This window comes from Xanthobacter sp. DMC12 (assembly GCF_056314105.1).
Genome location: NZ_JBQUYZ010000001.1, coordinates 735,615 through 755,839 on the forward strand (window position 1 = coordinate 735,615; position 20,225 = coordinate 755,839).

General features: G+C 68.2%; 18 protein-coding genes. 7 read left to right on the top strand and 11 right to left on the bottom strand.

Going from position 1 to position 20,225, the window contains the following annotated elements; genetic code table 11:
* Positions 1-23: 23 nt before the first annotated feature.
* From ACT535_RS03340 to ACT535_RS03365, 6 genes are all read right to left on the bottom strand, one after another.
* Positions 24-1,685: an SDR family oxidoreductase gene (locus ACT535_RS03340; RefSeq protein WP_476363355.1), complete on the bottom strand. Its 1,662-nt coding sequence runs from the start codon at positions 1,683-1,685 to the stop codon at positions 24-26.
* Positions 1,678-2,085, bottom strand: coding sequence for a thiol-disulfide oxidoreductase DCC family protein (locus ACT535_RS03345; RefSeq protein WP_476363356.1), 408 nt, complete (start codon positions 2,083-2,085; stop codon positions 1,678-1,680). Before ACT535_RS03345 ends, ACT535_RS03340 begins: the two co-directional genes overlap by 8 nt.
* 29 nt (positions 2,086-2,114) lie before the next feature.
* Positions 2,115-4,760, bottom strand: coding sequence for a magnesium-translocating P-type ATPase (gene mgtA, locus ACT535_RS03350; protein WP_476363357.1), 2,646 nt, complete (start codon positions 4,758-4,760; stop codon positions 2,115-2,117).
* Positions 4,761-4,871: 111 nt separating this feature from the next.
* Positions 4,872-5,993 carry a carboxylate-amine ligase gene (locus tag ACT535_RS03355; RefSeq protein ID WP_476363358.1) on the bottom strand — a complete coding sequence of 374 codons (1,122 nt, stop codon included), beginning with the start codon at positions 5,991-5,993 and terminating at the stop codon, positions 4,872-4,874.
* A 251-nt stretch (positions 5,994-6,244) separates the two neighbouring features.
* Positions 6,245-6,970 (bottom strand): 16S rRNA (uracil(1498)-N(3))-methyltransferase, encoded by a 726-nt coding sequence (locus ACT535_RS03360; protein ID WP_476363359.1) that lies wholly within the window; start codon positions 6,968-6,970, stop codon positions 6,245-6,247.
* A 322-nt stretch (positions 6,971-7,292) separates the two neighbouring features.
* Positions 7,293-7,685 (bottom strand): c-type cytochrome, encoded by a 393-nt coding sequence (locus ACT535_RS03365; protein ID WP_168457964.1) that lies wholly within the window; start codon positions 7,683-7,685, stop codon positions 7,293-7,295.
* Positions 7,686-7,899: 214 nt separating this feature from the next.
* Between ACT535_RS03365 and ACT535_RS03370 the strand changes: the two genes are divergently transcribed.
* From ACT535_RS03370 to ACT535_RS03390, 5 genes are read left to right on the top strand one after another with little or no spacing between them, the layout of a single operon-like run.
* On the top strand, positions 7,900-8,538 hold the full coding sequence (locus ACT535_RS03370; RefSeq protein WP_476363360.1) for an aspartate kinase: 639 nt from the start codon (positions 7,900-7,902) through the stop codon (positions 8,536-8,538).
* Positions 8,535-9,113, top strand: coding sequence for a flavoprotein (locus ACT535_RS03375; RefSeq protein ID WP_168457965.1), 579 nt, complete (start codon positions 8,535-8,537; stop codon positions 9,111-9,113). The genes ACT535_RS03370 and ACT535_RS03375 overlap by 4 nt, the downstream gene beginning before the upstream one ends.
* A 3-nt stretch (positions 9,114-9,116) precedes the next feature.
* Entirely contained in the window at positions 9,117-10,535 is a 1,419-nt protein-coding gene (locus tag ACT535_RS03380) for a DUF6513 domain-containing protein (protein ID WP_476363361.1), read from the top strand.
* Complete coding sequence (locus tag ACT535_RS03385) at positions 10,532-11,101, top strand: DUF447 domain-containing protein (RefSeq protein ID WP_476363362.1); 570 nt, start codon at positions 10,532-10,534, stop codon at positions 11,099-11,101. The genes ACT535_RS03380 and ACT535_RS03385 overlap by 4 nt, the downstream gene beginning before the upstream one ends.
* Positions 11,098-11,817, top strand: coding sequence for a (5-formylfuran-3-yl)methyl phosphate synthase (locus ACT535_RS03390; RefSeq protein ID WP_476363363.1), 720 nt, complete (start codon positions 11,098-11,100; stop codon positions 11,815-11,817). The genes ACT535_RS03385 and ACT535_RS03390 overlap by 4 nt, the downstream gene beginning before the upstream one ends.
* A gap of 6 nt (positions 11,818-11,823) precedes the next feature.
* On the opposite strand, the gene ACT535_RS03395 is transcribed toward ACT535_RS03390, so the two are convergent.
* On the bottom strand, positions 11,824-12,882 hold the full coding sequence (locus ACT535_RS03395; protein WP_476363364.1) for an aminotransferase class III-fold pyridoxal phosphate-dependent enzyme: 1,059 nt from the start codon (positions 12,880-12,882) through the stop codon (positions 11,824-11,826).
* A 42-nt stretch (positions 12,883-12,924) separates the two neighbouring features.
* Positions 12,925-13,305: a 4a-hydroxytetrahydrobiopterin dehydratase gene (locus ACT535_RS03400; protein ID WP_476363365.1), complete on the bottom strand. Its 381-nt coding sequence runs from the start codon at positions 13,303-13,305 to the stop codon at positions 12,925-12,927.
* A 145-nt stretch (positions 13,306-13,450) separates the two neighbouring features.
* Between ACT535_RS03400 and ACT535_RS03405 the strand changes: the two genes are divergently transcribed.
* Positions 13,451-13,957 (top strand): sterol desaturase family protein, encoded by a 507-nt coding sequence (locus ACT535_RS03405; protein ID WP_168457971.1) that lies wholly within the window; start codon positions 13,451-13,453, stop codon positions 13,955-13,957.
* Positions 13,958-14,028: 71 nt separating this feature from the next.
* Here ACT535_RS03405 and clpA read toward each other — a convergent pair whose 3' ends face one another.
* The 3 genes from clpA to ACT535_RS03420 all read right to left on the bottom strand — a co-directional run bounded on the left by clpA (position 14,029) and on the right by ACT535_RS03420 (position 17,909).
* The gene (clpA, locus tag ACT535_RS03410) at positions 14,029-16,479 is read right to left on the bottom strand and encodes an ATP-dependent Clp protease ATP-binding subunit ClpA (RefSeq protein ID WP_476363366.1); all 2,451 of its coding nucleotides are present in this window, start codon (positions 16,477-16,479) and stop codon (positions 14,029-14,031) included.
* A 246-nt stretch (positions 16,480-16,725) separates the two neighbouring features.
* On the bottom strand, positions 16,726-17,067 hold the full coding sequence (clpS, locus tag ACT535_RS03415; RefSeq protein WP_476363367.1) for an ATP-dependent Clp protease adapter ClpS: 342 nt from the start codon (positions 17,065-17,067) through the stop codon (positions 16,726-16,728).
* A gap of 509 nt (positions 17,068-17,576) precedes the next feature.
* The gene (locus tag ACT535_RS03420) at positions 17,577-17,909 is read right to left on the bottom strand and encodes a phasin family protein (RefSeq protein ID WP_168457974.1); all 333 of its coding nucleotides are present in this window, start codon (positions 17,907-17,909) and stop codon (positions 17,577-17,579) included.
* Positions 17,910-18,203: 294 nt separating this feature from the next.
* On the opposite strand from ACT535_RS03420, the gene ACT535_RS03425 reads away from it, so the two are divergent.
* The gene (locus ACT535_RS03425; protein WP_476363368.1) at positions 18,204-20,225 is read left to right on the top strand and encodes a serine hydrolase; all 2,022 of its coding nucleotides are present in this window, start codon (positions 18,204-18,206) and stop codon (positions 20,223-20,225) included.

The following is a 20,225-nucleotide window of genomic DNA, read 5'->3' on the forward strand; positions in this document are numbered from 1 at the left end:
GGCGGGGCATTGGTCCCGCCGCTTCACGCCATGGCGTCGTCCGGCACGAGCCAGCCGCGATAGCGGACCACCCGGCCGAACCACGGCAGGGACACCTCGACATCGAACACCGCGCGTCCCTCCGCGTCCTCGGTCTCGGCAGTGCGGCTGATCGGCAGCAGCATATGGGGCAACGGAATCCCCAGGCAGCGGCCTCCGACAACGGGATACGTGAGCCTGCCACTCTCGACCGTAAGGGCGATGTCGAAGCTGAGCGGCCCGAACCTTTCGCGCATCACCCCGCCACCGCCGGGCGAAAGCCGTGAGCGAAGCGGACGACCGGCGAAGCGGCGCTCCCAAACCTCGCTTCCCTGCAGGCGTTCCATCCGGACCGTGACGGCGACGCGCTTTCCTCCTGCCGGAAATCCCATCAGCACCCGGACCAGCCGCGCGATGGGGCCTTGGCCGGTCTCGATCTCAGCCTCTCCCCGCCAGCGCCGCACATCCACGACCGTGTGAAGATCGCGCACGGCGGGCGGAAGGCGTCCGAAGGCCGCGCCCAGCACTTCGGCGAATACGAGTGGAAAGGCCGTGACCATGCGGCTCGTGCCGATATTGAAATCCGCCATGGCCTGCTCCGCCTCGGTGAGCGCGAAGGCCGCCACGCACGGCCGCGCACCGGGGGAAACCGAGCCGGCCCGGAGTCTGTCGAGCATGACCCGGGCAGGGATCGCGGGCACATGGGGACCGTCGCCCGCCCCGGCAACCAGAACCCACTCACGCACCTGCGGCACGCCCCCGCCCGTGAGGCCGGCCACGCGCACACGCATGCCGCCCGTGTCCGAGCCGAACGGCTCCAGCCGCTCCGCCACCCATTTCAGCACGGGCGCGAGGGGCGCGAGGGTCCGAACCCATCCCCAGCGCACGGGCAGAGACAGCAGCAGCAGGCCCCCGTGCATGATCTTAAGCTCGAGGCCCGCGCGGAACAGCACAGATCGGGCCTTGAAGTGCCGGGGCAGAAGCGCGGGGTCGGGCGCAGCATTGAAGCTCGCCCAGCGTCCGGCCACGGGTGAACTGCCCGGAACGCGTAACGCGATACGGGAGAGGCCATTCCATCCGGGCACTTGCTCGGCCCGCCCGCCCCGCCACATGGGTGTCGGCCGGCCAGCCTGCCCGACGATGGCGCGCACCACGGAGAGACCGCGCGGGGCGCGGTTGCCCGGCACGATGACGGTATCGATGAGATGAATATCGGCCATGTCCGAGGCGAACTCCGCCACGGCGGCGGAGGACAGCGCCGGAACGCTCGACACGCCGGAAAGGATCGCGACACGGGCCTGCCGGGCGGCGGCATCCAGAACTTCGATACCGAGGGTGAATGCCGGATCGTCCGACAGGTCGAGATAGTGCGCCCCGGCCGCGAGCGCCGCCTCGGCGACCCCGTAGGGCCGCGCGCCATAGGACTGGAACGGACCGGCAGCATCGATGACAAGAAAGGGCGAGAGGCGGGCAACGCGCTCCGCCAGCGCCGGATCCTCGCGATCGATCACTTCCGGCCGCCCGCCGTGGACGCTGCAGAAGGTGGAGGCGGCGTGCAGGTCACGTCCGGCGACGATGAGGTCCACCCGCGCGTCCCGCGCAAGGGCCATGCTGATGCGCGAGCCGAAGACCCCGTAGCCGCCGAGGACGAGGACGACCTCACGCAATGAGCCGCGCCTTCAGCTCCGCCGAAGGGGCCGGGCAGACTTGCCGGCCGAAACGGTAGCGGTTGCGGGCAACGAAATCATACAGGGGGTCGGCGATCGCCTTGGGAATCCATCCGAGCACGCCTAAGGCGGCCAATGGCCCCCCGAGCGCCCCCATGGCCGCCGCGAACGCCTGCAGACGGACGTAGGAACGACCGGCGATGATGACGATGTTGGTTTCCATGAGGTCCGCGTCGAGACCATGCCGCGCATAGAGCGCCCGCCCGGGCGCAGACTGCGCCGTCACGAACAGGAAGCGGCGCTTGGGATCATGGTCAGCGATGAAGCGCGCAAAGCCTGAGCAGAAGACGCAGGTGCCGTCGAAGACGATGAGATCCTGGGTCGGGGGAAGGGATTCCATGAACGCCGCCTGCCGGAAGGTCAGTCATCCTAGCCGATGCCGCCGGCGCGTCCATGGGCCGACGCCACGCCCGTCGGTATCACGCCCATGGCGTAGCGCTTCAGCCATTGCGCACACGCGAGGTAGACCAGGGTGATGGCGGCGACGGCAATGAGCGTGGTTGCCGGGAGCGGCACGAAGCCGAACCAGCCGCCGAGACCGCTCAAGGGCACCACGAAGGCGACGGCCAGCGCTCCAAGGGCCGAGATGACCAGGGCCCGGTCCGGCGGCGCTTCTCCCAGTGGCAGGCGGGTGCGGATGAGGAACACCACCAGCACCTGCGTAGCGATGGATTCCAGGAACCACGCCGTGCGGAAAGCCTCCACCCCGGCGCCGAGCACCACCAGCAGCACGCCGAAGGTGAGGATGTCGAACAGCGAGGAGAGCGGCCCCATCACCGCCGCGAACCGCACCAGCCCCTTCATGTCCCACTGCTGGGGCGTGGCGAGGTCCGCTTCGTCCACGGCGTCGAAAGGAATGCCGACCTCTGAGAGGTCGTAGAGCAGGTTGTTGAGCAGGATCTGGGTGGCGAGCAGCGGCAGGAAGGGCAGGAAGAGGCTGGCCGCTGCCATGGAGAGCATGTTGCCGAAATTGGAGCTGGCGCCCATCCGTACATATTTCAGGATGTTGGCGAAGGTCCGCCGCCCTTCCTCCACCCCGTCCGCCACCACGTCGAGGTCGGGCGCGAGGAGGATCATGTCGGCGGCGGCGCGGGCGACGCCGGTCGCGCCGTCCACCGAGAGGCCGACGTCGGCGAGCTTCAGGCCCGGAGCGTCGTTCACCCCGTCGCCCAGGAAGCCGACGGTCTCGCCATCCGCCATCAGCGCCCGCACCACCCGCACCTTCTGGTTGGGCGTCATCCGGCCGTAGACGTTCACGCTGCGCACCCGGACGCGCAGGGCATCGTCGCTGAGGTGAGCCACCTCGGCCCCCGAGAGGATGTCCGCGGCATCGAGGCCGAGTTCCCCTGCGACGCGGGCGACCACCGTGGGATCGTCCCCCGACAGCACCTTGACCCTCACCCCCGCCGCCGCGAGCCGCGCGAGGGCATGGGCTGCGCTGGGCTTGGGCGGGTCCTCGAACAGGCAGAAGCCTTCCAGCACGAGGCCCGATTCATCCTCCGGCTCCAGGCCGCCCGTGCGCGCCATGCCATCCGGCGTGCCGGCCCGCGTCGCGATGGCAATGGCGCGCAGGCCCTGCTCCGCGTGACGCTTGAGCTGAGCGGCGATGGCGGCACGGGCTTCTGCGTCGAGACTGGCAAGGTCATCACCCAGCCGGCGGCCGGTGCAGACGTCCATCACCGCTTCCGGCGCACCCTTGCAGACGAGCAGGCGTTCGCCTGCCCCCTGCCCTGCCCGCTCCGCCAGCACCGAACCGCGGCGGCGCTCATAGCCGAAGCCGAGGCGCGAGGGGGCCGTCCAGCCATCCGCGGCGTCGGGCGCGGCCGCGGCGAGGGCGGTGTCCATCCAGCTGCGGTCGCCGGCCAGCTCCGCGCACAAGGCCGCAAGCTCCGCGGGACGGCGCGACGCCTGTCCGCCCGCATCCTCGCTGCCGGCGAGCACGATCTCGGCGGAGGTGAGCGTGCCGGTCTTGTCCGTGCAGAGCACCGTCATGGCGCCGAGGTCGTGGATGGCGGTGAGGCGCTTCACGATCACCTTGCGCTGGGCCATGCGCACCGCCCCGCGCGAAAGGGTCACGGTGGTGATCATGGGCAGAAGCTCGGGGGTGAGCCCCACCGCCAGCGCCACCGCGAACATCAGCGATTCCAGAAGCGGCCGCCCCAGCACGAGGTTCACGGCCAGGACAGCCACGGACAGCACGCCCGCGGCGCGGGCGATGACGAAGCCCAATGCGCGCAGGTCGCGCTGGAAAGGCGAGAGGCCGGCGTCCTCTGCCAGAAGGGCGGCAGCAGAGCCGAACAGGGTCGCCTGGCCGGTGGCGACCGCGAGCGCCACCGCCTCGCCGCTCTGCGCCACCGCACCCCGGAACAGGGCGTTCGTCGCCTCCGCCGCGACGGTGGACGAGACGGCGCCCGGCCGCTTCTCCACCGCATAGGGTTCACCCGTGAGCGCGGCCTCGTTGGCGGCGAAGCCGTCTGCGGAAAGAATCACCGCGTCTGCTGGAATGATGTCACCGGTGCGCACGCGGAACACGTCGCCGGGCACGATCCTGTCGGTGGGGAGCGTTGAGAACACGCCGTCGCGGCACACTTCGGCGGTGAGCGCGACCTGCTCGCGCAAGGCCGCCGCCGCCCGGGAGGCCCGCGCCTCCTGGACCGTGTCGAGCCCGATGGACGCGACGATGACGAGGATGATGATGGCCGCGCTCGCCGCATCTCCGGTCGCGGCCGAGACCACGGCGGCAACGAGCAGCATCAGCACCAGCGGTTCCAGTAGGCGGCGCAACAGCGCACGAATGGGACCGGAGCGGCGCGGAGGCTTGTCGAGGTTGGGGCCGAAACGCTCGAGCCGCTCGGCCGCCTCCCCTTGGGACAGCCCGGCGGTCCCGCAGCCGAGGCGACTGCAGAGGGCATCCGGCGCCTCCGTCCAGAAGGCTGCCGCCCCCACATCTCCCGCCGCCGGCGATGAGGCCGAGCCGGGGCCGTTGCGCTGCGAACCTTGTGCGGCGATCTCCACGGGCGGCCTCCGGGCGCTAATCGAGCCAGCGGGAGCCTAGAGCAGATTATCGGCCGGCAGATACCGGCCTCAATCAAGAAACGGCTGCGAAACCGACCTTCCGCTGCGACCTCACTGCATGGTCGTCGTGGCGAGCCAGCTCTTCACCGCGCCCAGGGCCTCGGTGCGGTTGCCGGTGCGGTGCTGGGCTTCCTGGAAGACCGCGAGTTGCACGTCGGCGCTGGTGCCCTCCTCGGCAATGGTGCGCACGCGCATCAGCGCATCGAGGCAGCCCAGCGCCTCCGCATCCGAGGCGACGAGGTTGACCAGGCCATCCACCGCATCCCGCACCGCGACGGCGCGGCGCTGAGCGAGGTCCACGAACGAGCCGTGCACGCCGTAGCGCTGGGCGCGCCACTTGTTCTCGTCGGCGATGGCCCGGTCCACCGGCCCCACGTCGCGATTGTGATGGGGATTGCGCACCAGGAAACGCACCAGCGAGCGGTAGAGCGCGGCGATGGCCACCGTGTCGGTCGAGCGGGTGCAACTGTCCGGCGCGCGCAGCTCCAGTGTCGGCAGCTGGCGCGAGGGGCGGATGGCCCACCACACATAGCTCGAATCGGTGATGGCCCGGGCCGCCACCATGGCCTCCACATAACGTTCGTAATCGCCGCTGTTCTCGAACATCTCCGGCAGGCCGGTGCGCGGCAGCTCGTCATAGGCGGCGAGCCGATAGCCCATCAGCCCGGTCTGCTTGGCGCCCCAGAAGGGGGAGGAGGTGGAGAGCGCGATGAAGTGCGGGATATAGGGCACGATGCGGCGCATCACGTCGACCCGCTCGTCCGGATCGGGCAGCTCCACATGCACGTGCAGGCCGCACACCATGTTCCGCTCGCCGAGCATCTTGAGGTCGTTCATCACCCCGTCATAGCGATTGGCGCGCGTGGCGCGCACGCCGTCCCAGGTGGCGGTGGGGTGGGTGCCGGAGGCGATGACCGCGAGCCCGTGCTCGCTCGCGACATCCGACACGGCGTGGCGCAGGCCGCGGATTTCGTCCAGCGCGCTGCCGATGCCGGTGGTCGGCCGCGTGGCGATCTCGAGCTGCGACTGGAGCATCTCCACCGAAACGGAATCCCCCAGCCGCTCCTTCAACTCGTCGAAAAAGCCTGCGGGCATGCGCCGTTGCACGGCCTTGGTGTGGGCGTCGACGACGAAGAACTCCTCTTCGATTCCAAAGCTGTAATCGTTCGACACGGAGCCCTCCACAAAACCTGACCTTGAGGCGAGCCAGTAACGCCCGTCCCATTGCGAAGTTCCGGGGAGACTGACGCCAAATCAGTCCAAATTTTGGCAGTGAATCGCGCGCCGGATTGCACGTTAAGGTTCAATACCTTGCCGCAGTGCACGCGATATGGACAAAGTCGAAAGTAGTTTACGAACGAATCGCAAGAACTATTTTATCCAGTGCGCCGGAACAAAAGCGCGCCCAGCGCGTTGATACCCCCTCATCGACGCGCCGCATTCACCAGCGCGAGGGCGGCTACGGCGGCGGTGTCGGCCCGCAGGATGCGTGGGCCGAGGCTGAGGGTGAGGCCTCGGGGGGCGATGCGGGTGCGCTCTTCCGGGCTGAACCCGCCTTCCGGGCCAATCAGCACGCTTACCGGCCCCGGCCGCGCCTGCTTGAGCGCGGCGATGGGGTCTTCGTCGTCGGAGGCTTCGTCGCAGAACACGAGAAGGCGGTCCTCGGCGAGGGACGACAGCCACGCGTCGAGCGAGCGGGGCTCCTCCACATGGGGTAGGCTCAGGATGCCGCACTGTTCGGCGGCCTCGATGGCGTTGGCCGTCATGCGCTCGACATTGACGCGGGAGACCTGCGTGTAGCGGGTGAGGACGGGGCTCAGGATGCCCGCGCCCATCTCCACCGCCTTCTGGACCATGTAGTCGAGGCGCGCATGCTTCAGCGGCGCAAACGCATATTCCAGCGTCGGCGCGGGCGGCTGGGGCCGGGTCTCGCGCAGAACTTCGAGGCGCACCTCGCGCTTGCCGCCGGCGATGCGCGTCGCCCGCCATTCCCCGTCACGACCGTTGAACAGGAGGATGTCCTCGCCCACACCCAACCGGATCACGTTCGCAACGTAATGCGCCGCTTCGCGCTCCAGCACGATCTCGGCGCCCTCTGCCAGATCGGCGGCGACGTGCAGGCGTTGGGCGTGAAAATCGTGCTCAGGCATGGCGGCTCCTCTCGCCGGAGGGACACCACGCATCGGCTCGCGTTGCAAGGGTGCGGTTTCGAACCCCGGAAACGAAAACAGGCGGAGACCCGAAGGACCTCCGCCTGCCCGACCCCCGAACGCCCCTCGGGAGATGACGCCCTGACCGGCGCTATTGCATAATCCACAAAAGTAGCCTGCGGTTGCATCCCCCGAATGGAGGATGCAAGGGAAGCTGATACCGTGCCAGACGCGGAGCGATCACCCGCGCGCCTGCTCCAGCCCTGAATCCCTCGCAGCACCCGGGTGCTCGGCGCCTACGTTCGGCGCCTACGTTCAGCGCTTACTTGGAGCCGTCCGGCTTGAACTGGGCGAGGAACGCGATGAGGTCCTTGCGCTCATCCTCGTTCTTCACGCCGGCGAACGCCATCTTGCCCTTGGGGGCGAGGTGCTTGGGATTCTCGATGTAATCGTTGAGGGTGGCGTCGTCCCACACCTTGCCGGCGGCGGCGCCGTCCTTGATGTCCTGGGAATACGCATAGCCCTCGAAGTGCGCCCACTTGGCACCGACGATGCCGTTCAACGGCGGGCCGACCTTCACCTTGGCGTCGGGGCCGATGGCATGGCAGGCCATGCACTTCTTGAAAACGGTCTCGCCCTTGGCGACGTCGGGATCGGCATAGGCCGAGCCGGTCGCGGCGGCGAGGACAAGGGCAGAAGCCAGAACAAGACGCATTGAGCTATATCCTCTCTGTCGGCCGGGCCCCGGCTGTGCAGGGCGCTGTGTTCGCACCTGCAAATTCGCGGAAGCCAGCTTGTGATGCTTTACCGGGCAGACACCTCCACCTAGGACACCACATATATCCGTGGCAGAGGGGTCGGGTTCCTTAGCATGTTTCCAACCCGGCCTTCGATGCGACCTTGAGACCTCCCGGAATGACGGCTTCAGCGTGACCATTATTGTGAAGATTGGCGGAAGCCTGACGCGCGGCGCGCCGCCGCGGCTCCTGCTTGACCGCCTCTCGGGTCGGAAGGGGCTGGTGCTGGTGCCCGGCGGCGGGACGCTGGCCGATCAGGTTCGCGTGATGCAGCCGCAGATGGGACTTTCCGATGGGGCAGCCCACCGGATGGCCATCCTCGCCATGGAGCAGATGGCCCACGCCTTCCTGGACATGGCCCCCGGCCTTCTCCCCGCCCGCACGCCGGCCGATCTTGTGTCAGCCGCCACGACCGGCACCGCTTTGTGGCTTCCCGCCGCCATGACGCTCGACGCACCAGATATTCCCCAGAGCTGGGACGTGACCTCCGACAGCCTGGCGCTGTGGCTGGCCGGCCGGCTGGCAGCGCGGCGTCTGGTCCTCGTGAAGGCGCCGGGCGTCGCAGTGCCGCGCGGCGGCGATGGCGCAGCGGACCTAGCGGCCTGCAGTGCGGCCGGGCTGGTGGATGCGGCTTTTGCGACCATGGCACGGGGCTATTCTGGCGATATTGTCCTCGTCCCCGCCGACGACGGGGCGCTGCTGGACCGGGCGCTCGAACCGCCCGCGCCGCAGAGCATCGAGGAAACAAGAAAAGGCCCGCGCCGATCATGAGCGAGACCCGTTCCAGCAAGAAGCCGCCCCGCTGGGCCTGGGCCCTCACCGGCTCGGGGCACTATTTCACCGAGAGCATCGAGATCATCCGCGAGCTTCAGGACGTGGACCTGTTCATCTCGGACGCCGCGGACGAAGTGCTGCGCATGTACAAGCAGGACAAGGAACCCCTGCCGGCGCAGACACAGGTGTTTCGCGACAATTCGGCGTCGTCCGCCTCCATCGGCCGCTTCTATCACGGCGAGTATCACACCCTCGTCGTCTCGCCCGCCTCGTCCAACACGGTCGCGAAGGCGGTGCACGGCATTTCCGATACGCTCGTCACCAATTGCTTCGCCCAGGCCGGCAAGTGCCGCGTTGCCTGCATCGTCTTCGCCTGCGACAGCCAGCCGGAGATGATCACCATGGCGCCGGAAGGCCCGGTTCCGGTCTATCCGCGCCGGATCGATCTCGAGAACACCGCGAAGCTCAAGACCTTCGAGGCGACCGTGGTAGCCGAGACGCTCGAGGAGCTGCGCCTCGCCGTCGCCCGCCGCCGGGCCGAGCTTGCCACCCTCTATCCCGTCCCGGCCTGAGCCATGGCCGAGCGCGTCGCCCTCGTCACCGGCTCGCTGGCCGAGCCGCGCATCCGCCGCATCGCGGAGGAACTGGCGGACGGCACGCTCGATCCGGTGGTGGTGAACATCGGGGTGAAGGTTGCGGCTCTGATGACGGCAGAGATCGTCGAGCGCCGCCTCAAGCTGCCCGAGGGCACGGACAAGGTGCTGATGCCCGGCCGGTTCCGGGGCGACCTCGAACGCCTCGCCGCCCGCTTCGGCCTGCCGTTCGAACGCGGGCCGGACGAGGCGGCGGACCTGCCCGCCTATTTCGGCCGCGGCAAGGGCCGCAACGTGCCCCTCGACCGCCACGACGTAACGCTCTTCGCCGAGATCGTGGACGCGACCCGCCTCACCATCCCCCAGCTTCTGGAGCGCGCCCGCTTCCTCAGGGGCGAGGGCGCAGACGTGATCGACCTCGGCGCACTGCCCGACCAGCCTTTCCCGCATCTGGAAGAGGCCATCGCCGCCCTCAAGGCAGAGGGCATCAAGGTGAGCGTGGACAGCTTCGATCCGGAAGAGCTGCGCCGTGGCACCCGCGCCGGGGCGGACTATCTGCTCAGCCTCAACGAGACCAACCTCGCCATCGCCGACGAAGGCCCGGCCGTGCCGGTGCTGGTGCCGGCGCAGGCCGGCGACCTCGCCTCCCTCCTCCGCGCCATCGAGGCCTGCGAGGCAGCGGGGCGGCCCTTCCTCGCCGATCCCATTCTCGATCCCATCCATCTCGGCTTCACGGCCTCGCTCGTGCGCTACGCGGAACTGCGGCGGCTGAAGCCGGACATTCCCATTCTGATGGGCATCGGCAATGTCACCGAGCTGACGGATGCCGACACCACCGGCATGAACGCGCTGCTGATGGGCATCATCTCAGAGCTGCGGCTCAATGCCGTGCTCGCGGTACAGGTGAGCCCCCATTGCCGCACGGCGGTACGCGAGTTCGACCGGGCGCGGCGGGAATATTACGCCGCGCGGGAGGCGGGCGCCCTGCCGCAGGGCTTCGGCGGCGGGCTGATGGCGCTGCGCGACCGGCGGCCCTTTTCCACCACCCCCGAGGAGGTGGCGCGGCTCGCCTCGACGGTGGCCGACCGCAATTTCCGCATCGACGTGACGGAACAGGGCATCCACGTCTACAACCGCGACGGTCACCATGTGGCCTCCGACCCCTTCGCCCTCTTCCCCCATCTCAAGGTGGAGGACGATGGCGCCCACGCCTTCTATCTCGGCGTGGAAACGGCGCGGGCGGAGATCGCCCACCATCTCGGCAAGCGCTATGCGCAGGACGAGCCACTGAAGTGGGGCGTCGCGGGCGAGACCGGCGGGAGCGCCGAGGAGGCCCATCGGTTGACATTCAAGGAAGCGGGCTCGACGCTTTCATCGAAGAAGAAAGGCGACAGCGCGTGATCCGGGAGACCATCGTCACCACCGTCTCGTCCGCCGGGGAGGCGCACATCGCTCCCATGGGCGCGAGCGTGGTGGAAGGCGGCTATCTGCTCCAGCCCTTCCGCCCCTCCCGCACGCTGGACAATCTGGCGGCGGCGAAGAGCTGCGTGGTGAACTTCTCGGACGATGCCCGCATCTTCGCCGGCTGCATCACCGGACGGCACCGCTCCTGGCCCACCGTGCCCGCCACCCTTCTCAAGGGTGCCGCGCGCCTCGCCGACTGCCTCGCCCATGACGAGGTGGAGGTGGTGCGCATGGAGGACGACCCGACCCGACCCCGCTTCTTCTGCCGCACCGTCCACCGCGAAACGCACGCCCCCTTCCTCGGCCTGAACCGGGCGGTGGCGGCGGTGCTGGAAGGCGCCATCCTCGTCTCGCGCCTGCACATGATGGACCCGGACCGGGTGGACCGAGAGATGAACTATCTCTCCATCGCCATCGACAAGACCGCAGGCCCCGCCGAGCGCGAGGCGTGGGACTGGCTGTGCGAGACCATCGCCGACCACCGGGCGCGGGCCGCCTCATGACGGCGCACGTTCCAACCCGGCCGGGCCTCCTCGCATCCGTGGCGACCCTCGACGAGATGCGCATGGCGCTGGCCGCCGGCGTCGACATTCTCGATCTCAAGAACCCCGCCGAGGGCGCGCTGGGCGCGTGGGCGCCCGGGCTTCTGAGCGAGGCGGTGGCCCTGTGGCGCGCGGCAGGCGCGCCCGGCAGCCTCAGCGCCACGGTCGGCGACCACCCGCTGGAGCCGGACGTGCTGCGCGCCGCCGCCGAGCGCACCGCCGCCGCCGGCGTGCCGCTGGTGAAGATCGGCTTTGTCCTCGGCGATGGCTCGGCCCTTCCGCCGGTGCTCGAAACGCTCCAGCCCCTCGCTCGCGAGACGCGGCTGATCGCGGTGCTCTTCGCCGATCAAGCGCCGGACCTAGCCGCCGTGCCGCTGTTCGCCGCCGCCGGCTTCCACGGGGTGATGCTGGACACGGCGGACAAGGCGGCGGGCGGTCTGCTCGCACACCTGCCGCCGGAAACCCTCACCCGCTTTGTCTCGGCCGCGCGGGCCGAAGGGCTACTGACCGGCCTCGCCGGCTCGCTGAAGATCAGCGATATCGGCACGCTCGCGGCCCTGCGGCCGCATTATCTCGGCTTCCGCGGCGCGCTCTGCGCCGAAGGGCGGACCAGTGCGCTCGATCCCGCGCGTCTGTCCGCCGTGCGCGAAACGCTGGCGGGGCGCATCCTCGCCTGAGGCGGTTCAGGCGGGCGGGATGGCCGCCACCGCCGCGTCGAGGATATCGCCCGCCGCTGCGATCTCCGCCTCGGTGACGGTGAGCGGCGGCAGCATCGCGAGCACGTTGCCGAGCGGCCGGGCGAGAAGCCCCTGCCCGGCCAATGCCTCCGCCAGAGGTGCGGCAGGCCCGGCGCACACCAGCCCCTGAACGAGGCCGTTGCCCGCTGTATCCGTGAACAGGTCCGGCCGGCGCCAGCGCAGGGTGGCGAGCCGGTCCTCCAGTTTCCAACCCAGTTCCTGCACGCGCGTCTCGAAGCCCGGAGCGAAGGCGGCCGAGAGCACAGAGAGCAGGCCGGCGGCTGCTTCCTCGTCCAGCAGCGGCAGGCCGGAAGGCAGGCTGCGGGCGAGACGCGTGCCGAGCACCAATGCCGACGCCCGCTGCCCACCTTCGGCCCCACCCGGCAGATCGTCGATCACCATCAGGTCCGGCGCCACGCCGCGCCACTCGTGGGCGAAAGCCATGCCCGTGCGCCCGAGGCCCGAATCTGTCTCGTCGAACAAGAGCACCACGCCATACTCATCCGCCATCTGACGCGCTGTCGCGAGAACCGACCCCGGCAGAAAGCGCAGTCCGGCATCGATGGAGGCGGGCGCGAGCAGCAGCGCCGCCACATTCGGCCCCATGGCGGCATCGATGGCCGCTTCGTCCTCGGGGATGCGCCGCACGCCCGCATCCTGCGCGAGCGCGGGGGGAAGACGCGGATCGTCGGAGACGACGATGATCTCCCGCCGCTTGGGTCGTCCCGCCGTGCGATGGTGGGCGCGGATCGTCTCGACCGCCGCGCGCCATGCCGTCGCGCGATCGGCAAAGAAGCGGGCCACATCGCCGAAGGAATGGTCCGTCAGGAGCGCGGCACATCTGGCGGAGGCCGGAGCGCTCTCCCCTTCGCCCATCTCTCCGTCGATGATCCGCGCGGGATCGAAGCGGACGGCACCCGAAAAGTCGAGCGCCGGCGCCGCGACGGCGGCTGCGTCGTCGGGCGGCGCTTCGATGCCGTCAGCGTCTGGGGCGATTGCGGACACGCGCTCCTCCATCCCCTCGACGAAGCAAGGAGCGCGCCGCGATCAATCGTACTTGATGTAGGAAAAGCGCAGATCGTGCTGCGGCGTGCCTTCCAGCGGCGTATCTTCTGCCGCGCCGGGCTGCCACTGCACGACCTCCTCGATCTTCTTCGCCAGCGCCAGATCGCGCACGGTGATGCCCTTGGCGTCGTGGGACTGGAGCCGCACCTCCACCCAGGCATAGGAGGCGGTGAGATCGGGGTGGTGCCACGCCGCCTCGGCCAGATGGCCCACCGTGTTGATGACCATCAGCGTGCCCTTCCAGCTGTTGGTCTTGTAGGTGCGCTTGATCCAGCCGTCCTCGTAGCGCCAGTGGGGCAGCTCGGCGGCGAGGTGGGCAGTGACCTCTTCCGGCGAGAAGGTCTTCTTGCGATCGATGGTCATGGTCGGCTCCGGGGCGGGGACCCGGGCGGGCGCAGGGCAACGAGTTGATCTTGCACAGTGCGCCACGCGGCGGGTGATGCTGTATAAGGACGAGGCCCGCGGCAGCCCCGGGCATATCCCGTTCTGCCGCAGCGGATGGAGAACCATGTCGAACGCGCTCGCCTTCCTCGTCAACACGTCGATCGTGCTCCTCACCGTCGCCGCCATGGAAGGCGTGGCGTGGGCAGCGCATAAATATGTGATGCACGGCTGGGGCTGGGGCTGGCACAAATCCCACCACGAGCCGCGTGAAGGCGTGTTCGAGCGCAACGACCTCTACGCCGTCGTGTTCGCCGGCATCGCCATCCTGCTCATCTATTTCTATCGCAACGGCGGGCCGCTGCTGTGGGTTGGCGTGGGGATGACCGTCTATGGCTTCCTCTATTTCTTCGTCCACGACGGCATCACGCACCAGCGCTGGCCGTTCCGCTACGTGCCGCGCAACGGCTACCTCAAGCGCCTCGTGCAGGCGCACCGGCTGCATCACGCGGTGGAGGGCAAGGAGGGCTGCGTCTCCTTCGGCTTCATCTACGCGCCGCCGCCGGCCGCGCTGAAGGCCAAGCTGAAGAAGCTGCACGGTGGGAGCCTGAAAGGCGGCGAGGCGGCGGAGTAGCCGCGAAATTCCTGATCCTGAAACGAAAAGAGGCGGCCCTCGGGCCGCCTCTTTCTTTTTGATGGAAGCCGTCAGGCCTTGACCAGCGGCAGCTTGGGCACCGGGCTGCCGGATCGGCCCGAGCCACCGGCCGGCCCACCCTTCGGGCCCTTGCCCTTTGGGGTGGGCTTGGCCTTCGACTTGGCCGCCGGCTTGCGGCGCTTGGCCGGGGCCGGAACGATCTTCTCCGGCTTGGGGGTGACGGGGCCTTCGGGGAATTCGAAGCCGAGCTTCGATTCCTTGCCCTCGCCCTCCACCACCACACGCACATGGCCGCCGTTCTTGAGAGCGCCGAACAGCACCAGATCCGCCAGCGGCGTCTTGATGAACTCCTGGATGACGCGGGCCATGGGCCGCGCCCCCATCTGCTCGTCGTAGCCGCGATCCACCAGCCACGCACCCGCCTCGTCGGAGAGCTCGATGGTGACGTTGCGGTCGGCGAGCTGGGCCTCCAGCTGGAGCACGAACTTCTCGACCACCTGGGTGATGACCTCGGTCGGCAGGTGGCCGAACGGGATCACCGCGTCGAGGCGGTTACGGAACTCGGGCGCGAAGGTCCGGCTGATGGCCTCCGAATCGTCGCCCTCGCGCTTCTGGCGGGTGAAGCCGTAGGCCGGCTTGGCAAGGTCGGCGGCGCCCGCATTCGTGGTCATGATGAGGATCACGTTGCGGAAGTCGATCTGCTTGCCGTTGTGGTCGGTCAGCTTCCCGTGGTCCATCACCTGCAGGAGGATGTTGAAGAGGTCCGGATGGGCCTTCTCGATCTCGTCCAGCAGCAGCACGCAGTGCGGGTTCTGGTCCACGCCGTCGGTCAGCAGGCCGCCCTGGTCGAAGCCCACATAGCCGGGAGGGGCGCCGATGAGGCGGCTCACGGTGTGGCGCTCCATGTACTCCGACATGTCGAAGCGCAGGAGCTGCACGCCCAGGATGGAGGCAAGCTGCTTGGCCACCTCGGTCTTACCGACGCCGGTGGGGCCGGAGAACAGGTAGCAGCCGATGGGCTTCTCGGGCTCGCGCAGGCCGGCACGGGCCAGCTTGATGGAGGCGGAGAGCGCCTCGATGGCCTTGTTCTGCCCGTAGACCACCCGCTTCAGGGTCGTCTGCAGGTTGGCCAGCACCTCGGCATCGTCCTTGGAGACGGTCTTGGGCGGAATCCGCGCCATGGTGGCGATGGTCGCCTCGATCTCCTTGAGGCCGATGGTCTTCTTGCGCTTGGCCTCAGGCAGCAGCATCTGGGCCGCACCCGACTCGTCGATCACGTCGATCGCCTTGTCCGGCAGCTTGCGGTCATGGATGTAGCGGGCCGACAGCTCCACCGCCGCCTTGATGGCGTCGTTGGTGTAGCGCAGCTTGTGGTAATCCTCGAAATAGGGCTTCAGCCCCTTGAGGATCTCGATGGCGTCCGGCACGGACGGCTCGGCCACGTCGATCTTCTGGAAGCGGCGGACGAGGGCGCGATCCTTCTCGAAATACTGGCGGTATTCCTTGTAGGTGGTCGAGCCCATGCAGCGGAGCGAGCCAGAGGCCAGCGCCGGCTTCAACAGGTTGGACGCATCCATGGCCCCGCCCGAGGTCGCACCGGCACCGATGACGGTGTGGATCTCGTCGATGAACATGATCGCGTTGGGATAGGCCTCGATCTCCTTGACCACCTGCTTGAGGCGCTCCTCGAAGTCGCCGCGATAGCGGGTTCCGGCGAGCAGCGCGCCCATGTCGAGCGCGAAGACGGTGGCGGTGGCGAGCACGTCCGGCACGTCGCCGTCATTGATGCGCTTGGCGAGGCCCTCGGCGATGGCGGTCTTGCCGACGCCCGGGTCGCCCACGAACAGAGGGTTGTTCTTCTGCCGGCGGCAGAGCACCTGGATGGTGCGGGTGATCTCGCTGTCGCGGCCGATGAGGGGATCGATCTTGCCCTCATGCGCCTTCTTGTTGAGATTGATGCAGTAGGCGTCGAGCGCGTCGGCCTTCTTCTGCTTGTCATCACCGGACTTGGTCTCGGTCTCCTCCTCGGCGCCGCGCACGGGGCGGCTCTCGGACATGCCGGAGCGCTTGGCGATGCCGTGGGAGATGTAATTGACCGCATCGTACCGCGTCATGTCCTGCTCCTGCAGGAAATAGGCGGCGTGGCTCTCGCGCTCGGCGAAGATGGCGACGAGCACGTTGGCCCCCGTCACCTCCTCGCGGCCCGAGGACTGGACATGGATGACGGCACGCTGGATGACGCGCTGGAAACCGGCCGTGGGCTTGGAATCGTCGGAGCCGGACTGGACCAGATTTTCCAGCTCGGTGTCGACATATTCGATGAGATTGCGACGAAGCTTCTCCATGTCGACGTTGCAGGCGCGCATGACGGCGGCCGCATCCTGATCGTCGACGAGCGAGAGAAGCAGATGCTCGAGAGTCGCGTATTCGTGGTGGCGTTCGTTCGCGAGGGCCAGAGCGCGATGGAGCGACTGTTCGAGGCTGCGTGAGAATGTAGGCATCGACACCTCTTTCGCGCGTCGCTCCGGACTATCGGAATCTTCCCCCAGATCCGGAGCACGTGCACCATTCACACAAACTTCGTACTGGATGCCGCAGTGCGCAAGTCCCTCGGCGAAAGGAAAGCGCGCGGGCCTGTCGCCGAATTGCTCTTGACGACGGCACAACGCCCCGCCCGCCCGAGCTTCCGCCCGGGTCGGGTGACGATCACTTTTTCTGCGGGAAGTCTGAAGGCCGCCTGTCGCGGCTCACTTCTTTTCCATCACGCACTGAAGCGGATGCTGATGCTTGCGGGCGAAATCCATCACCTGAGTCACCTTGGTCTCGGCGACCTCATAGGTGAAAACGCCGCATTCGCCCACGCCGTGGTGATGGACATGGAGCATGATGCGGTTCGCCTCGTCCCGGTTCTTGCTGAAGAACCGCTCGAGCACATGGACCACGAACTCCATGGGCGTGTAGTCGTCATTCAGCAGCAGAACGCGATAGAGGCTCGGCCGCTTGGTCTGGGGCTTGGTGCGGGTGATGACGGCCGTGCCCGGCCCGTCGCCCTTGCGCGGCGGCTCCGCCGCCATGGCGCGCGGGAGCATGGGCGCGGAAATCGAGCGAGCCGGCTGAGACGGATGGAAAACGTGCTTCATAATCCTCGCGCCCTGTCGCGATCTCCGGCGACTCGGAGCCTCGGCGCAGCCCCTGGCGGCTGGCGATCATAGAAAAATCGGTGCCTCGGCGCCAGTACCGCGGTGCGTCACGCAAGTTGCGCCACTCGCCGCACAGACGTCCAAGCCGCTTCTATGTCGGGAGGAATGCCGGCAGGCGCAAGGTCAGCAGCGCAAATCCGGCGTGCGGCGCTTTGGCAGGATGCGTCGCCGGGGGCGAAACGCGCTGGCGCCGAAAAGCCGAAGGCCCGGCGTGGACCGGGCCGAACGGGAACCATCGATGGGGCGGGAGCGCCGGGGCGCGACGCGATACGAGCCCCCGGCGCGGCACCGGGAGGCCAGCCCTGACGGGAGGCCTCGCGGGATCATCAAGCCCCCGGCACGCAGTCCTGCGCGCCGGACGGGGCAAACCTCAGGCCGATGGCCTCAGGCATCGAACCTCAGCGGCCGAACTTGCCGAAGGAGGTCTCGAAGGGCTTGTAGCTCTCCTTCGCCAGCTCCGTGTAGAGCTCGCCGAGCTTGGTCGCCTGGGCGACGGCGCCCTCGTAGGCGGTCTTGAGGTAGGACTGCTGGATCTCGATGGCCTGCTCGAGGGTCTTGGCACCGAGCAGCTTCTCGAGGGCAGCGGTGCCCTGCTCGAAGGAAGACTTGGTGTAATCGGCGATTTCCACCGCGATCGCCTGGGCGCTCTTGGAGAGCGTACCGAAGCTCTTCACGGCGGCTTCGATGTTGTCCTTGCTGAGCTTCTGGAGCTCTTCAGCGCTCTGAACCATTGGGTGTCCCCTTTCGCGCCAGCAAACGCGCTGGCATTGCGTCGAGTGGATTATGCCTCCGCTCAGTTGTGGATATTATGCACTGCACAATGAAAGTCAAGCTCAATTGTGCGCTGCACAATATGGCGAGGGCGCCCGGTTTACGCCTTGGTAACTCCGCGTTTTTAGGGTCAGGCACTGGTCGCTTCCCTGGACCTCCGGTGCGACGCACAAGCCTCTCACAAGGCTTCCCTGTCACATCGGTGTTCCGGAAAAGGGGCGGCGTCTGCGACCAGCGACACGGGACACAAGTACATGCGTTACGCTCGGGGCGGTCTGCCACATTCCTCGAAAGCCCTTGCCCTTGCGGTGCTTGCGGCCTTCTCCCTGACCGCCACGGTGGCCGACGCGAAGCCGCGCAAGAAGACGCAGGTGGAGCGCAGCGCCAAGTCTTCGTCCAAGTCCGCGTCAAAGACGAAGCCGTCCTCCAATACCAAGACGGTTGCCGCTGTGGACCCCGACGGCGGTCGCTGGCGCTACGGCTCCGCCGCCATCATCGTGGACGGCAATACCGGCAAGGTGCTCTACGAAGAAAATTCGGACGCCCTGCGACATCCTGCCTCAGTCACCAAGATCATGACGCTTTACCTCCTGTTCGAGCAGCTGGAGGCGGGAAACCTGCGCCTCGACAGCAAGTTGGAGGTATCCGCCAAGGCAGCGTCGCAGCAGCCCTCCAAGCTCGGCATGAAGCCCGGCCAGACCATCGAGGTGGAGGATGCCATCAAGGCGATCGTCACCCGCTCGGCCAACGACGTGGCGGTGGTGATCGCTGAAAATCTCGCCGGGTCTGAATCCGCATTCGCCGAGGCGATGACCGAGAAGGCCCGCGCCCTCGGCATGAGCCGCACGGTCTACCGCAACGCCTCCGGCCTGCCGAATGTGAACCAGGTCACGACGGCCCGCGACCTGTCCATCCTCGGCCGCGCCATCCAGGACCGCTTCCCCAAGCAATACAAGTATTTCGCCACCCGGACCTTCTATTACCGCGGCCAGGCCATCGGGAATCACAACCGCCTGCTCGGCCGGGTGGAAGGCGTCGACGGCATCAAGACCGGCTACACCAATGCCTCGGGCTATAATCTCGTCACCTCGGTGAAGCGGGATGGCCGCTATCTGGTCGGCGTGGTGCTCGGCGGTTCCAGCGGCGGCTCCCGCGATGCGCGGATGACCAGCCTCATCAGCCAGAACCTGCCCACGGCCTATGCCGGCGGTCGCGTGGCCCCGAAGATCACCGAGGTGGCCGACAACGCCTTTTCCATCGGCAAGCCGGGCAGCTTCAATGCGCCCATGCCCATCGTCGCCGCCCGTGACGATGTGCAGCCCCATGCCGTGGCGCCGCTGCCGAAGCCGGCGGTGGCCGAAGCGGCCGAGCCAGCGAGCACCGCGTCCATCCCCACAAAGCCGACCGCACGCACGGCCAATCAGGTGGTTGCCGCCGCCGCGCCTTCGGCGCCGCTACCTCAGGTGAAGCCCGGCTCGGCCGAGCCGATCAAGCCGGTCGCCGTGAAGACCGTTTCCATCCAGAAGCCCACCGCCGCCAACGTGGCGGCGGCGCCCGCGGCCGCCCCGGCTGCGCCGGTGCAAGTGGCGTCGACCACCCAGTTCACCTCGGCGCCCGCCGGCGTGCTCGGCTATCTCGGCCCCTCCGGCCTTGCCCAGTCGCCGGCCGCAGCCGCCGCGACCGCCGCGGCCGAAGGCCGGGCACACGCCAAGCCGCAGCAGGTCGCCGCGCGGGCCGACGTGGCGCCCGCCCCCGCTGCAACACCTTCGGGCAAGGACAATTCGCGCCTTGGCGCCCACGATGCCGCCGCCGAGCAGGCCATGCGCGCGGCCCGCATCGCCGCCATGGAGCCCGACGACCCCTATGCCCGCGCCCTGCGCTCCGCCCGCGACGGCGTGGTAGACGCCCAGCCCCGTGCGCAGGCGACCCAGCCGCCGGCCAAGCCGGTGCGCACGGCCTCCCTCGCTCCGGTGGCGCCTCCGCAGCCGGCGGCTGCCCCCCCCGCGCGCAGCAATGTGCCGGCTTCGGCCAAGACCGGCTGGAGCATCCAGATCGGCGCGTTCGATGCCGAGCGCGCGGCCCGCAACAAGCTTGATGCCGCCCGTGCCCGTGCGAAATCGGCTCTGGCCGGCGCCGATCCCTATACCGAGAAGGTTTCCAAGGGTTCGACCGACCTCTACCGCGCCCGCTTCGCCGGTTTTAATGAGAAGTCGGCGAAGGAAGCCTGTCGTTTACTCAAGCGTAACGATTTCGACTGCATGCCTATCAGGAATTGA